Raw genomic sequence first — 14093 nt, 5'->3', positions numbered from 1 at the left:
ACGATGACGAGGCACCATGAGCATCAGCACTCCGGCCGGCGACTCGAGCCGTCAGACCGCGCCGCCCGCCGCCAAGAAGGCCACAGCCGGTGCGGGGCGTCCGCCCGCCGCGCGCGGCGCCCGCCCCTCGGGTGGTGGAGGTGGCAAGGGCAACCGGCCGGGTGGCGGGGGCAAGCCGCGCAAGCCGATCACCCCGGTCAAGGTCAGCCAGGGCCGCAGCTGGGGCCCGATAGCGCTCTTCACCGCCGTCGGCGTCATCGCCGCGGCGATCATCGGGTACGGCATCTACGCCGTCTCGGTCGGTCCGAAGGACTGGAAGGAAAAGGCCGAGGGCATCTCGGGGATCAGCGACTTCCGCAAGTCCGACCCCAAGCTGGTCGACACCCGTTCGCACAAGAGCGGTTCCATCCAGTACGCGCAGACGCCGCCGGTCGCCGGTGACCACAACGTGAGCTGGCAGAACTGCATGGGCGACGTCTACGACGCGCAGATCGCCAACGAGAACGCGGTGCACAGCCTCGAGCACGGCGCCGTCTGGGTGACCTACCGGCCCGACCTGCCCAAGGACCAGGTCGACGCGCTCGCGTCCAAGGTGCGGGGCCAGGAGTTCACCATGATGAGCCCGTTCCCGGGGCTCGACAAGCCGATCTCGCTGCAGGCCTGGGGCTACCAGCTCAAGGTGGACAACGCCAGCGACGAGCGGGTCGACGAGTTCATCCGCGCGCTGCGGCTCAACGCCACCCTCGAGCCTGGCGTCGGCTGCTCGGGCGGCGTGACCGCTACCGGGACGACTCCCCGGGAGCTCCAGCAGCAGCCTCAAGGACAGTGACCCATGAGCACGACCTATGACGACGCCGCGGTAGCCGTCTCCTCCGTCTCGGCGCCGCCGCGCCGAAGGGCTTTGCTGGTCACCTCCGCCGTCGTCGCGGCCGTGCTCGTGGTCATCGCCGCCTTCGGAGCGGGGTGGTTCGCCCAGTCGCGGAACCACCCCGGCGAGGACTCGGTCGAGGCGGGGTTCGCCCGCGACATGTCCTCGCACCACGCCCAGGCGGTCGAGATGTCCATGCTGGCGCTCGACAAGAGCACCCAGCCCGACCTGCGCCTGCTGGCCGGCGAGAGCGCCCAGGCCCAGCAGGCCCAGATCGGCATGATGCAGACCTGGCTGCGCGACTGGCACCTCGGCCCGACCGGGCATCGGCCGCAGATGAGCTGGATGACCGACGGCGCCAGCCTGATGCAGAACGGCCTGATGCCAGGCATGGCCAGCGCCGCTGACATGACCAAGCTGCGCAACGCGACCGGCCATGATTTCGATCTTTTGTTCCTGCGGTTGATGCAGCAGCACCACCTGGGCGGCATCCACATGGTCGAGGGCGTGCTGGCCGAGACCCACGAGACCGACGTCGTGTGGCTGGCCCAGTCGATGGCCAACAACCAACGCGCGGAGCTCGAGTTCATCCAACAGATCCTGACCAAGATCGGCGCTTAGCGTAATTCTTTGGTTACATTGCGCTACCTAGCCCCCACGACGGTCGTTGACCTGTCATGGGGGCACTTCTCGACCCGCGCGCCGCGGCGGTGAGCTGGTGCCGCCGCGAACGCATCGGCGGCGACGGCGCGCTGGCTGCGGGCCCACGCGCGCACTCACGCGCGCTGACCCGCGCACAGGAAGCCGCCCTGATCGAGGCCATCCGCGGCCATGTGCCCACCGACCTGGCCCTTCCTGGCGACCTATGGACCCGCCGGACTGTCGCGGCCTTGGCCAGCGGTCTCCTCGGGGTCAAGCTGACCACCGCTCGGGTGACGCGCCTGCTGACGGCGTGGGGAGCCATCGCCCGCGATCCCGCCCAACGCGCGTGCCCGATGTGCGCGGGAGCGGTCGGGCGGTGGATGACCACGGCGTACCCGCTGATCGCCCGAACGGCCGCCACCCACAGGGCTGAGCTGCACTGGATCGGCCGGGCGCGTCTGTGCGGTGTTGCCCCGGCCGCGGACATGGTGTCGGCGGTCTCTGGCCCGGCTGGCCGGACGAGGATCGGCTTCATGATCGCGCCAGGCGGCCCCACGGCAGCACTCCCCCGCGACTTCCTGGGCCGCCTGAGCGGAAACCGCCCAGCCCACGCGATAGTGGACGGCTCCTGGGCAACGTGGCAGCTACCCAGACGAGCGCCGGGCAAGGTGGTCCTACACCCGATGCCAAGCTGCGAACGCCTTTCCTAGCGGGCGGTGGGCAGCCATATCGCGGCAGGGGCCGGGATGGCGCCCGACCCCGCGGTCGCGGCGGAAGCTGCGGCTCTCCTCCATGTCGCGTGCCGAACCGCTGATCGGCAGGCGGCGGAGCGGGTGTCGAGGTGTTCGTTCGGGGCACCACAGGTGCTGCTCGGCGACCTGAACATGTCAGCCGGGCCGGTTTGCGGCTGGTCCGTCCGGCACGCCGCGACCGGTGTTGCGACCGTCGACGCTGAGCCCGATGCGGAGCCGCGGACGGTTGTCTAGTGGCTGTGGTCCGCTGTGTCGCGGCGGCTGCGTAGACCGACCAAGGCGACTCCGGCGGCCATCAGCCCGACGCCGATCAGGAGGACGCTGCCGACCGCCATGCCTGTGGCCCCCGGATCGGTGCCGCCGTCGCCACCGCCGCCAGTGCCGGGCACCGACGGGTCTGTGCTGGGCACGACCGCAGTTTCGGTCGGCAGGACGTCGTCGTCGTTGCCCGCCGACGAACGGTCGGCCACGCGTACGGCGTTCTCGGCGGCGACCTCGAGGACCGCGTTGACGACGCCGGCCTCGGCTCGCTGGCGGGAGCTGTGCGGCCCGGCCCGCAGCCCGTCCAGGGGTGGCGGCGGTGGCGGTGCCGGCGTCCTGTCGAGCCGGAGATCGTCCGACGCGGCCGGGTCGGCCGTGGCTCGTGGGAGGCTCGGCGGTTCCGTGTCCGCGGGCGGCGGCTTAGGTGTGCCGACCGGCGGCGGGGGTGGGCTGGCCGGCCGTGGGGGCGGACTGCCGACCATGCCAGCGCCGACTGCTGGGATACCCACGCGGGTCTGCGGGGCCGCGGGTTGATCAGCCCAGGCGGGCCCGGCTCCGGAGAGCAGGGCAACACCCGCCACCGAAGCGGCAAGTGCCAGCGCAGGCCGCCAACGCAAAGATCCTCCAGCCTCCGAACGTGCTCCCGGTCGACACATGTTTCTCGGCGGCTGACACCCGGCGCATCCACTGAAGGGACAGCTTCACCCGCAGCTCGGACCCCCGATACGGCACCTCCTGGGTGCCTGTGCACCCCAGGGTCGGATCCCTGGTACTCTTTCTCGGTCACTGAGCCCCCGTAGCTCAGGGGATAGAGCACCGCCCTCCGGAGGCGGGGGCGCAGGTTCGAATCCTGCCGGGGGCACTTCCTTAAACTGTGCGCGGCGGTGTCGCCAGCATGTGAGTCCTCCCCCTTTTCGCGTTCTGGTGTTGGCTGTCCCCAGTTCGCCACCCGGGTAAGTTCCTCGATCAGTTGTCCGCTGATCTCGGCCTTGAGAGTCGCCCGTCGGCTGCGGTGGTCGTAGTGGATCTCGACCCGGAAGGCGTCGAGGAACTTGCGGAGGCGGTCGGCCGCCAGCTCGTTGAGATCGATCTCGACCAGCGGTAGCAGGTCGAGCAGGGAGACATCGTTGGTCGGCGGTTCAGGCGCCGCCGCGCGGTGTGCGGCGAGGGCGTTGGCCGCCTCTGCCATCTCCCGATCAAGGTCCTTGACGCGGCGGTTCATGCGTGCGAAGAAGTGGCCATCGGCGTCAGCGTTTCTCTCCAGGGCACGAAGCAGGTTGTCGGCTGACCTTTCGAGCTCGGCCGCCCGTCGTTCTAAGACGACTTCCGCTTGGAGGTGGGCTGCGGCGGCGTGTGTTGCGGCCGCGGGCAGGCTTGCCGCGACGAGTTGGACGCGGTCGGGTCCGAGAACGTGGGTGTTGAAGAAGTGGGACACGACGTCGGTGAGTTTGCGCTCGTTGACCCATACGGTGGCGGGGTGGCCGTCCGGACGGACTCGTCCCCGGGGCTGGCAGTAGCTGTAGGGAGTGCCGGCGTGGTTGCGTTTGCCGTGCATGCGCGTTCCGCAGGGTGAGCAGTACACGTAGGACCGAAGCCGGTAGACGCTTTTCGTCTGTCGATGCGGATTTCGGGCCAGCGGGCCGAGATCGGCGCGCGCTCTGTCCCGTCGCCGTGGCGTGGGCTGTGCGGCGAGGAAGAGTTCGACGTCTACGAGCGCCTCGTGTACGGGGCGGCTGGAGATGACCCACTCGTCGCGCGGGTTCAACTTGCCGGGACTTTGCTTGTCCTTGGTGGCGCGGCGGTTCCAGACCATGTGACCGGTGTACTTCGGGTTGAGCAGGATCTCGCGCACTGATGGCGGGCTCCACCGGCCCAGCGCTCGGGTGGGGTCAACAGGCTCCGGCGGCGGGTTCTCAGTGAGGTCCTCGTTCAACCTGCCGGCGATCATGCGGTAGGAGAGACCGTCGTTGGCGCGCATCTCGAAGATTCGCGTGACGACCGGGCCGCGTACGGCATCGGGCGCGAGCTTGGTCTTGTGCTTGCCCTCGGACCGTTTGGCCGGAACCGGGTGCCGGATTCGCTCGGCGCGGTAGCCGTAGGGCGGCTTGCCGACGTTAAAGCCTTGGTCGGTGTGGATCTCGATGCCGTTGCGGGACTTCTCCAGCATTTCGAGTACGTACCACTCGGCGACGCCCTGCTTGGCGCGGCGTAGCAGCACCATGCCGGCTTTCTTCTCGATCCGGCCCGTCCGCGCGGATCGCATGACCGGCTCGTCGGCGGCAATCAGCGGAATGCCGAGTTGTTCGAGGTCATGTTCGATCTTCGTGCTCTGGTATGTCAGCCGTGCGATGCGGTCGATGGATTCGCAGATGACCCCGTCGAACCTGCGGTTGGGCAGTTGAGCCTCGGCGAGCAAGTCGGCGATCCCGCCGTCGCGTGGGATGTCGATGTCGAAGTTGCGCCAGGCAGAGCTACTCCCCCGAGCGCCGAGAGCCTTGCGTGAGGTCTCCACGTCCCAGAAGTGCAGCCTGATCTCCATGTCGTCGCCCAGCGCGACGTGGCAGGAGCGCAGCTGCCTGGGGAGCGAGATTGTCGGGTCTTGGACCTCATCGTCCGAGGTTCTTCCCATCCAGGCCAGCCGCAGCCGGCGCGGTTCGGGAGTGTCGACGACGCGGGCTTGGAGCCAGGTCGCGAGCTTGGCAGAATCCGCTTCGCTGTTCTCAGTCATGTCGACCGAGGTGGCCTTCGAGTGAACCATTCGACAACCTCCAGAATGGCGTTGACCTGTTCGGCCGCTAACCGCCTGCCAGCTGCCCCGCCAACAATAGTGATGTCAAAATCCAATTCTAATGCCGATTGGTCGATGTTCGACGTACCCGTCGGGGCACGTTTTGTCGACAATTCGGATTCGACATCGTCCACGGTGCAATTAATTGGGTCGGCGGATGCCGTCCCATTGGTTTGCTGATCGCTCGCGTCAACCACGGATTTCCCTTGGCGATGGGAACGCGCGTTACCGCGTCCACAGACGTTTCGGCCATGGGTTCTCCTTTCGAGTCATGGGGGCGAACTTTTACGGGCCCCGGCAAAGTCGCGGAGTGCCCGGCTTGATGTGGTCGGTGTAGACGCGCCATTGCTGCTGGTGGCAGGGCAGGGATGACCGGTTCAGATGATCATCAAGGTCCACAGGCACGCGGCCAACGGCCATCACCTGCTGGCCTCAGCAGGCGACGACCGCTCGGTGTGTCGAGGACGCCAATGCCCGCCAGGCGATCGCCGGGCTGGGTCGACACCGCGGCCCGCTCGGCGACTGGCCGACGCAGCTTCCGCGACTGTCAGAGCGTTGCGGGCCTAGACCTGGTTCTGAGCGCGAGTAGCGGACCCGTTTGGGCGGGAGTTTGGGTCCCGGTATCTGCACGCGGATTTCATTGGGCGTCAGTTTGGGACCCGGTCTGATCTGGCGTCGGGGTGATGGTCGGGCCGACGCCCTCGCATAGAGATCACCAACTACACGGGGCGGTATTCGCGCGCAGCAGCGTCCGGATCTGCTGATGAGCACGCTTGCTCCCCGCCTTTGGCGGCGATGGCGTGGCAACATCGTCGGGCCCTGACATATCGGTTCGTCCATGCGCCGCATCGCCTTGCTGCGATCAGCCGGCGGACGAGCGGCGTGAGAGGATGCGCCACATGATCATGAAGCGGACTGGGCGGCCAGCGGGCGTACTCGGCGTGGACTGCCCAACCGGGTGAGGTATGCATTCCGACGCTAGCCGCGTGGTGCTCGTCCGGACCTTGCGAGGTTTTGCCGACGGGTTTGTGAGCGTCTTGCTGGCCCACTATCTCGTGGCGATCGGATTCACGCCTCTGCAAGTCGGCGTCATCGTCACCGGCACGCTGGTCGGCTCGGCCGCGCTGACGCTCCTCGTCGGTCTCACCGGCGTGCGGGTCGGTTTCCGCACCGTCCTGCTCGGCGCCAGTGCTCTCATGGCCGCGACCGGACTGGGTTTCTTCGCGATCACCGCATTCATCCCCCTCCTCGCGGTCGCCGTCGTCGGCACTCTCAACCCGTCCGCCGGTGACGTCAGCGTGTTCCTCCCCACCGAACAGGCATTCCTGGCGGGCCAGGCTACCGGCAATGCCCGCACCCGTCTGTACGCCTTTTACAACGTCGGCGGGAACCTCGCTGGCGCGCTCGGCGCGCTTGCATCCGGCGCCATCACCGGTCGCGCCGGTTTTCTGCTCTACGTCGCGGTTGCCGCGATCGCCGCTCTGGTCTACCGAGGCCTTCCCCGCGACGAGCCGCGACCATCCACCCCCACCAGACCCCTCCAACGCTCACGGACAGTCGTCGTTCAGCTCGCCGCCTTGTTCAGCCTCGACGCCGCCGGCGGAGGCCTGGTCATCCAATCGCTGCTAGTCGTCTGGCTCCACCTCAAGTTCGACCTATCGATCGCATCGACCGCCACCGTGTTCTTCTGCGCCGGGACGCTAGCCGCGTTCTCACAGTTCCTCGCACCTCGCCTGGCAAGGCGCATCGGACTGGTCCACGCCATGGTCTTCACCCACCTTCCGGCCAACGGCTTCCTCATCATCGCCGCGCTGGTGCCTCACCCCGTGGTCGCCATCGGGTTCTTGCTGCTGCGATCGCTGCTGTCTCAGATGGACGTGCCTGCCCGCCAAGCGCTCGTGATGGCCGTGGTCCTCCCCGAAGAGCGAGCGGCTGCGGCGAGCGTCACTAACGTGCCCCGCAGCCTGGCGGCAGCCGCGACACCCGCTTTCGCCGGCTGGCTGCTCGCCAACGGCAGCCTCGCCGCACCACTCGTGCTCGCCGGATCAGCCAAGGCGGCGTATGACCTACTCCTCCTTTGGCGCTTCCGATCCGTGGTCCTCGACCACGATCGAACACCCTGATCGACATGCTCGCGCTCACCCGTCGGCGTCTGCAAGGTGGGTCCCGGACTCGCGCACATTGATCAAGGCGGAACAGTCCGCCCCGGGCCCGGAGGAGACGCTCATTCGGGCCCCGTTCTCACGACCGAAGCCATAGACCCGATCGGGACTACGACTCTGACTCATTGACTCTGACTCATCTCGTCGTACGGTGGACACAATCTCGGGCACCGGAGGACAGCGATGCGGATCGGCGAACTAGCGACCCGGACCGGTGTGAGTACCCGGTCGATCCGTTACTACGAGCAGCAGGGGCTGCTCGTGTCGGCGCGGACCGCGAGCGACCAGCGTGTTTTCTCGGACGCGGCGGTCGACCGCGTCCTGCTTATCCAGCGGCTCTTCGACGCGGGTATCAGCAGCACTCGGATGTACGAGCTGTTGCCGTGCATGACCAACCCCGACGTCCGCACGTCGTGGCTGACCGACCGGCTCTGCGAGGAACGCGAGCGCATCGTCGCCGAGATGGCGCGGCTGGCGCAGACGGTCGAGGTGCTCGACGACGTTCTGGCTGACATGGCCGTCGACGAGCGGCCCACCCGATCTGGCGGCCGCGCCGCTGCCTGAGGCTTGCCCTTGACACCGGTGTCAGGTTCTACGTTGACGGCATGACAACGACCACGGTCACACGCCCCGTTTCCGGCCAGCTGATGGCCGCGTTGTTGGAGCCGGTCACCTTTGCGGGCCTGTCGTTGGCGTCGAGGTTCGTCATGGCGCCGATGACCCGGTTCCGGTCGCCCGGCGGCGTGCCGACGCCGGAGGTCGCTGCCTACTATCGGCGCCGGGCCGAGCAGCGCGTCGGGCTCATCGTCACTGAGGGCGTATTGGTCGGGCACCCGAGCGCGGGGCACGAGCGTACGGTGCCGCGGATGACGGCCGGTCCGGTCGAGGCCGGTTGGCGGCGCGTGGTTGACGACGTGCACACCGCGGGCGGCCGGATCGCCGCGCAGCTATGGCATCTGGGTAGCCTGCGTGACCCGGTCGATGGGGTGCGGGCGTGGGCGCCGTCAGGGGTGCGGGAGCCGGGCCGCCCGGCCAGCCACGCGATGACTCTCACCGACATGGACGTCCTGCTCGAGTCGTACGCCGAGGCCGCTCGGGTGGCGGCCCGAGCCGGATTCGACGCCGTGGAGGTGCACGCCGCGCACGGCTACCTGCTGGACGAGTTCCTGTGGCCCTTCACCAATCGGCGCACCGACGCGTACGGCGGTCCGCCGGCCCGCCGGGCGGCGTTCCCGGCCGAGGTCGTGCGCGCGGTCCGCACCGCGTTCCCGGCGGACCGACCAGTCATCGTGCGATTCTCGCAGTTCAAAGAGCGGCGGTTCGACGCACGCATCGCCGAGACGCCCGAGCAACTGGGCGAGATCCTGACCGCGTTCGCCGACGCCGGCGCCGACGCGTTCCACGCGTCCCAACGGCGGTTCTGGCAACCGGCCTTCCCCGGCTCCGCCCGCAACCTCGCCGGCTGGGCGAAGCGACTCACGGGCCTGCCTGCGATCACGGTGGGCTCGGTGGCCCTGACGCGCGAGTTCCTAAGGCCAGGCGGCCCTGAGTCGATTTCCGGCCTTGTCGAACGGTTGACGGAGGGGGAGTTCGACCTCGTCGCGCTGGGCCGGATCCTGCTGGCCAACCCAGCCTGGGTCACCAACGCCGCTGACGGGAACCTCGACACGATCGTCGACTACCGCAAAGAGCACGAGGACAGCTACCACTGATCCCGCGCGGGAGCAACCTCAGCAATCCGGTGGGAACCACACAATGGGCGGCTTTCCGATGCTCCGGGCGGCCGTGAGGGCAGATCAGCGCCGAGGCCGTCGAGGCTCGACGGACCAGTCATGCCGTCTCTGCTGTCTACGACAGGACTGGTCTACGCGATCCGGGCACGGCTACGTCCTTCGCGACTTTGCCGGGCCCTGGCGAACTTTATGGGCGGCGCCGGCTCGATGCCGTCGCCGCAGTCGGTAAAGAGGATTGCTCAGCGGGCCTGAAGCCGACGCGCGAGTTCGGTGGTCTCCTGGTCGGGCATCGCGTCGATCTCGGCGAGCGCCCTAGTCAGGGCATGCAGAAGTGTGGTGACCGACTCGGTGTCGTTGAGGGCGTGGCGGGCGCGCATCGCTAGCCGGTAGAGGGCCTCGTTGAACCTGTCGAGCGCGATTGCCTTGTCCATGAGTCCGGAGGTTGCGCTCGGGTCGTCGGCGAGTAGTAGCTCTCCGAGCTGGAGGTGCGCTTCGGTTCCCCATCGGCGGACGGCCTCGCGGTGGGGCTGGATCCAGTCGTAGGCGGTCGACGCCGCCAGGGGTGCGGTGTACAGCGCGCAGGCGGCTTCGAGTTGGCGTCGCCGTGTGCCGTGGTTGGCGATCGCGGCGTTGCGAAGGAGGTCCCGCAGTTCCCATAGGTCGATGTCGACTGTGTCGCGGTCGAGTTGGTATCTGCCGTTGGCTCGGATGACGTATGCCTTGGTGCGCTTGCCCGACGCTCGTCCGAAGACGTGTTTGAGGTTGGAAATGTTGGTGTGGACGCGTTCGTCGGCCTGCTTGAGTTTCGCGTCGGGTTCGACGTGTTCGCCGATGTCTCGGGTGGTGAGGCCGTCGGGATGGCAGGCGAGTAGGACGGCGACTTCGAGTGCTTTCGCGCGTAGCGGGCGGCCCGGTCTGTTGATGTCGTCGATGCCGGGTGGGCCGAGGACGCGTAGTCGGGCCTTCGGTGCCGCCGCTTGCTCGCTGGCTACGGTGCTGACTGGCAGGGCTGCCGGGCTGCTGTGCTGGGTGCGGCTTGCCGCGATCGGGACGAAGTCGGGGGTAGCCGGTGTGGTCGCCGCTTCGCCTGTTTGAGCTTCGCGGACGGCGTTGATCGCCTCATTGGCGGTCCGTGCGGTGAGGACTGCGACTCGGGACGGGGGCAGGCTGCCAGTACCTCGAACGGTGCCATCGCTGGTGACGTTCAAGGTCTCGGCGGCAGGCCAATCGCCCAGGAGGAGTGCGCTCGCGCCAAGGGGAAGGCCCTGCCCAAGGATCGCGTTAAGGCGAGGCTGGGCGGACTGATGTGGCGCTGTGCAGATGAACAACAGCGGTGGCGGTGCCTCTTCCGTCTCCTGAGTGTCGAGGATCCGGGCACGGTGCAGGAGCCGCGTTTCCAGGATGCTGACGGCTTCATCGATGTCGACGGCGATGTGGAGCCGCGCCCAACCGCCGACCGTGCTCCCGAAGGGTCCGAGCATTGCCGCAAGCGACGCTTGATCGGTGACGACTTCGCCGCGCAGTTCGGTGTGTTCGGAAGCGGGGGTGGTCAGGGTCTGCGTCATCGCAGAGCGCGCCACTCCCAACCTTCCATCGCCGACGAGAGCAGTTACCTGCGGCGTTCCGCTCCCCTGGGCCGCAGTCTCCTCCTCGACAGGGATCCGGCCGCCGGAGGCTCCGTCGGCCGGTCTGCGGGTCTTGGCCCTGGCCGCTGCCCGGCCGATTGCTGCCAGAGCCGGCGGCGGCATCGTCGGCGCGTCTTCCACGTCGTTGCCGGTGTAGCGGCGCCGGCGCTGCCTCCATACGGCAGCCGCGACGGTCGCGAGGGCGCCTGCCAGTGCCCAAGGGATCCAGCTTCCGTCGGACAGTTCGATGCCCCGCTCGTCTGTGCTGGTGACGCGGACGTCTCGGCGCGCGTCCGTTAACGCTGAAGGTGGTGTGGTCGCCGTAGCTGGCGCGGGCGTAGGCGACTCGGTGGGCACGGGTGCAGGGTCTTCCGGGATTTGCTCAGGAGGCGTGGGTGTGGCGGGAGCGGGGTCGGTCGGGATCGTGAGCCGCCATCCAGGTTGGATCAGGTCTGGATCCCGTAGGGCGCGTCCGTCGGGTTGGGGTCGTCCCTTGTTGATGTCATAGATGTCGTCCCACCGGTTCGGGTCGTCGAGGTGTTCGTCGGCGATGTCCCAGAGGGTGTCGCCTCGAACGACCGGGTGCTCGACGGCGTTCGGCTTCGCCTTCGGCGCTGATTGGACGGCCGCGCCTGCAGAGGGCTGCGGGGACTGCGATGGCGCTTCAACGTCGTGAGCGGTCGCCGTGACCGCGGGCGGTGCTGCGACGGACGCGACCTGCCCGGTGGCCGTAACGGAGACCGAGCCGACCAGGCCGGTGACGATGCGGCGGACGAGTCTCGGGACAGGAATCCGCGGTGAGCGCGACGGCGCGAGCGCGGCGAGCGCGTACGCGGTGTAGGCGATGGACAGGCCCCAGATCAGCCAGATGAGCGCGGCGGCGACCTGGAGGAAGTTCTGCTCCGTCAACAGGTCCGGTTGCGACAGGGCGTCCAGGAGTTCTCGTCCTGATGGGAGCCTCCGGGGCACCGGCCATCCAACGACGATCACGAGTGCGACGGGAATGCCGACAAGCCACACGGCGAAGGTCAGCACGGCGCCGACTGCGCGCGCGAGCGCGACAGCTCGCGCGGTCGCGCTGGGCCTCCTCGGTGGAGGTGCCGCAAGCCAGACGGTCTCCTGACGCAGAAGATCGTCTCGCTCGCGCGTCGGCCGATCCGGGGATCGGGTCAGGACAGCCTCCGGGGGCAGCAGGCAGGCAGATACCTCGCGTGTACTCGCATCCTGGTTCACATCGCAACCTGTCGATCGAAGAATGTTCACGATCCGCACATCTTTGATCACCCATCGGCATCGGGCGGGCGCTGGAGGAGATGCCTGGGCAGACTGCTTCAGTGCCCGCGGCTGCCCGTCTCGGCGTTGATATCGGCTCGGCCAACACCAAGGCCGTCGTCGCTTTGAGCGATGGCGGACGGCTGCCGCTGATGCCGGACGGCTCTCCGCGAATGCGCAGCGGCGTCTTCGCCCTCCCCAACGGAGGCTTCCTCGTCGGCTCGGCCGCGCGTGCCGCAGCAGTGGAGCAACGCGACCGGTATATCGAGGACCCGATAGCGGCGCTCGGCGCCGGGCAGGTTCAACTCGGCGACCGGACGATCGATGCCTCCGACGCTTTTGCCGCAATCCTGACGGCCGTGCACGCCGAGGCGAACCGAACCGTTGGCCATGCGTTGAACTCCGTGGTGCTGACCGTCCCGCCCTCGTGGGGACGAATCCGCCGAGACACCTTGCGCCAAGGGGCCACAGCGGCTGGCTTTAACGACATCGTGTTCGTCTCCTCGTCCGCCGCCGCCACTACATACGTGACCTCGGCCACCGGTACCCACGTGCCGGTCGGCGGATATGTGCTGGTGTGCGATTCGGGGGCCGCGGCGACCACACTCACCGTTCTCGAACAGGCGGACGGCGGGTTCCAGCAACTCGCGACGGCTGTCGCCGCTGGTGCGTCAGGGCGTGACTTCGACAGACTCCTCGCAGTCCACCTCCTGGAGGCGGTCACACCACCCGGCGCGCCCAAGCCCGCAGATGATCCGAACGATCCACAGTGGCAATCGGTGCTCGCTGCGGCCGAGGACGCGAAGGTAGGCCTGGCAGAGCACGAACGGACCGCAGTCGCGCTGCACGATCCTCACCCACCTGTCGTCGTGGACAGGGCCGACCTTGCCAAGATCGCTCGATCCGCGCTCGCCTCGCTCGGTGCCGCGGTCGCTGAGGTGCTCGCTGCAGCCGACATCGACCACAGCCACCTGTCATTGGTGGTGCTAACCGGAGGCAACGCGGCCGTCCCGGGAATGAAGCAGGCGTTGGCGACGGCGACTGGTCACGAACCTCAGCTTCCCGCTCGCACGGACATCGCCGCGGCCGACGGCGCGCTGACCGCGGCCACCGCCTCCGCGCCGCAGGCGACGACACCTCTCCAACTGCCCCGCGTCAGGCTCCGCCCGGCCGACCTCATGCGACCGGCACTCTTTGCCGCTTCATCGCTAGCACTGCTCGCGTTCGTCCTGATGACCTTGTTCACCACGACGAACGCCAGCAGCCTGTTCGTCCACCTGGCGGAAGAGCTCATCTCGGCCGCTGCCGTGGTGGCCGTTCTCACGGCCTGGTCGGTCGCCCATCTGCTGCCCACCCTCTATCTGTCGGGCCCGAACTCCAACCCGGCCGAAGGCACGGCACTGATCCGCGCCACCTTCTCCGGCGCGGGCGTACTCGGGTTCGTCGTCTCGGCCCTCTACGGCTTGGCCGTTGGTGCCCTCATCGGGGCCACAACCACGGAGTACGCGTCGCACGCCATCGTGCCGGCTCTTCCTATCGCGCTGGCCGCGCTCATCATCGGGACCCTCGCGCGATCCGTCCCACCCGCGGCCATCTCTAGCTGGCTGGCGCAACTTCGCCATCCCGTGGCTGGCGTTCTGCTGGGCAGCCTCGGCGTCATCGGGATGCGCTACGCCGTCCACGCCCAGATCGACGCCGGAACCTCATCGGTCATCCTCCGTGTCAGTGCCGCCCTCACCGGAATCGCCATCGCCATCACGGTGATTCGAAGCAGGCGCCTCCAACTGCTGACGGCCGCGGTTCTCTCGGTTGGCGGCTTCGCCGTCGCCAGCCTCGGCAACAACCGCGCGATCACGCTCGCCTACGTCGTCGCGACCATCTGGTGGGCCACGACGAGGGTCGCTGTGACTGCTCGCCTGGCGTACCCGGGGCTGCGCGATCGGATCCAACGCGTCCTCGCGCCGCGGTCCCCCTGACCGGGCGGTAGGAC

10 protein-coding genes, 1 tRNA gene and 1 pseudogene are annotated in these 14093 nt (G+C 68.2%); 9 read left to right on the top strand and 3 right to left on the bottom strand.

What is annotated here, in order from left to right:
- The first annotated feature begins 16 nt into the window (after positions 1-16).
- The 3 genes from AB0J88_RS05335 to AB0J88_RS05325 are packed head-to-tail and all read left to right on the top strand — an operon-like array spanning position 17 to position 2220.
- Positions 17-829 carry a DUF3105 domain-containing protein gene (locus AB0J88_RS05335; RefSeq protein ID WP_364352645.1) on the top strand — a complete coding sequence of 271 codons (813 nt, stop codon included), beginning with the start codon at positions 17-19 and terminating at the stop codon, positions 827-829.
- 3 nt (positions 830-832) lie between these two features.
- Complete coding sequence (locus tag AB0J88_RS05330; protein WP_364352642.1) at positions 833-1489, top strand: DUF305 domain-containing protein; 657 nt, start codon at positions 833-835, stop codon at positions 1487-1489.
- Positions 1490-1545: 56 nt separating this feature from the next.
- Complete coding sequence (locus tag AB0J88_RS05325) at positions 1546-2220, top strand: winged helix-turn-helix domain-containing protein (protein ID WP_364352639.1); 675 nt, start codon at positions 1546-1548, stop codon at positions 2218-2220.
- A gap of 272 nt (positions 2221-2492) precedes the next feature.
- Here the strand turns inward: AB0J88_RS05325 and AB0J88_RS05320 are convergent, their stop codons facing one another.
- Complete coding sequence (locus AB0J88_RS05320; RefSeq protein ID WP_364352636.1) at positions 2493-3032, bottom strand: hypothetical protein; 540 nt, start codon at positions 3030-3032, stop codon at positions 2493-2495.
- A 281-nt stretch (positions 3033-3313) separates the two neighbouring features.
- Between AB0J88_RS05320 and AB0J88_RS05315 the strand changes: the two genes are divergently transcribed.
- Both AB0J88_RS05315 and AB0J88_RS05310 read left to right on the top strand, forming a co-directional pair.
- Positions 3314-3385 (top strand) — tRNA-Arg (locus AB0J88_RS05315).
- 108 nt (positions 3386-3493) lie between these two features.
- Positions 3494-3628, top strand: coding sequence for a hypothetical protein (locus tag AB0J88_RS05310; protein WP_364352633.1), 135 nt, complete (start codon positions 3494-3496; stop codon positions 3626-3628).
- Between the two features lie 630 nt (positions 3629-4258).
- On the opposite strand, the pseudogene AB0J88_RS05305 reads toward AB0J88_RS05310, so the two are convergent.
- Positions 4259-4471 (bottom strand): annotated as a pseudogene (locus tag AB0J88_RS05305) (recombinase family protein); the annotation flags it as partial.
- A gap of 1826 nt (positions 4472-6297) precedes the next feature.
- Between AB0J88_RS05305 and AB0J88_RS05300 the strand changes: the two are divergent.
- From AB0J88_RS05300 to AB0J88_RS05290, 3 genes are all read left to right on the top strand, one after another.
- Positions 6298-7434, top strand: coding sequence for an MFS transporter (locus AB0J88_RS05300; RefSeq protein WP_364352630.1), 1137 nt, complete (start codon positions 6298-6300; stop codon positions 7432-7434).
- A gap of 222 nt (positions 7435-7656) precedes the next feature.
- Entirely contained in the window at positions 7657-8037 is a 381-nt protein-coding gene (locus tag AB0J88_RS05295; RefSeq protein ID WP_364352627.1) for a MerR family transcriptional regulator, read from the top strand.
- A gap of 41 nt (positions 8038-8078) precedes the next feature.
- Positions 8079-9185 (top strand): 12-oxophytodienoate reductase, encoded by a 1107-nt coding sequence (locus AB0J88_RS05290; protein ID WP_364352624.1) that lies wholly within the window; start codon positions 8079-8081, stop codon positions 9183-9185.
- Positions 9186-9445: 260 nt separating this feature from the next.
- Here AB0J88_RS05290 and AB0J88_RS05285 read toward each other — a convergent pair whose 3' ends face one another.
- Positions 9446-12115 carry a LysM peptidoglycan-binding domain-containing protein gene (locus AB0J88_RS05285; protein WP_364352621.1) on the bottom strand — a complete coding sequence of 890 codons (2670 nt, stop codon included), beginning with the start codon at positions 12113-12115 and terminating at the stop codon, positions 9446-9448.
- A 50-nt stretch (positions 12116-12165) separates the two neighbouring features.
- Here AB0J88_RS05285 and AB0J88_RS05280 point away from each other — a divergent pair, with 50 nt between their 5' ends.
- Entirely contained in the window at positions 12166-14079 is a 1914-nt protein-coding gene (locus AB0J88_RS05280) for an Hsp70 family protein (protein ID WP_364352618.1), read from the top strand.
- The last annotated feature ends 14 nt before the right edge of the window (positions 14080-14093 follow it).

This window comes from Asanoa sp. NPDC049475, assembly GCF_040676915.1.
Lineage (GTDB): Bacteria > Actinomycetota > Actinomycetes > Mycobacteriales > Micromonosporaceae > Asanoa.
The sequence above is the reverse complement of the archived record's forward strand: the minus strand, read 5'-3'. Positions and strand labels throughout refer to the sequence as shown.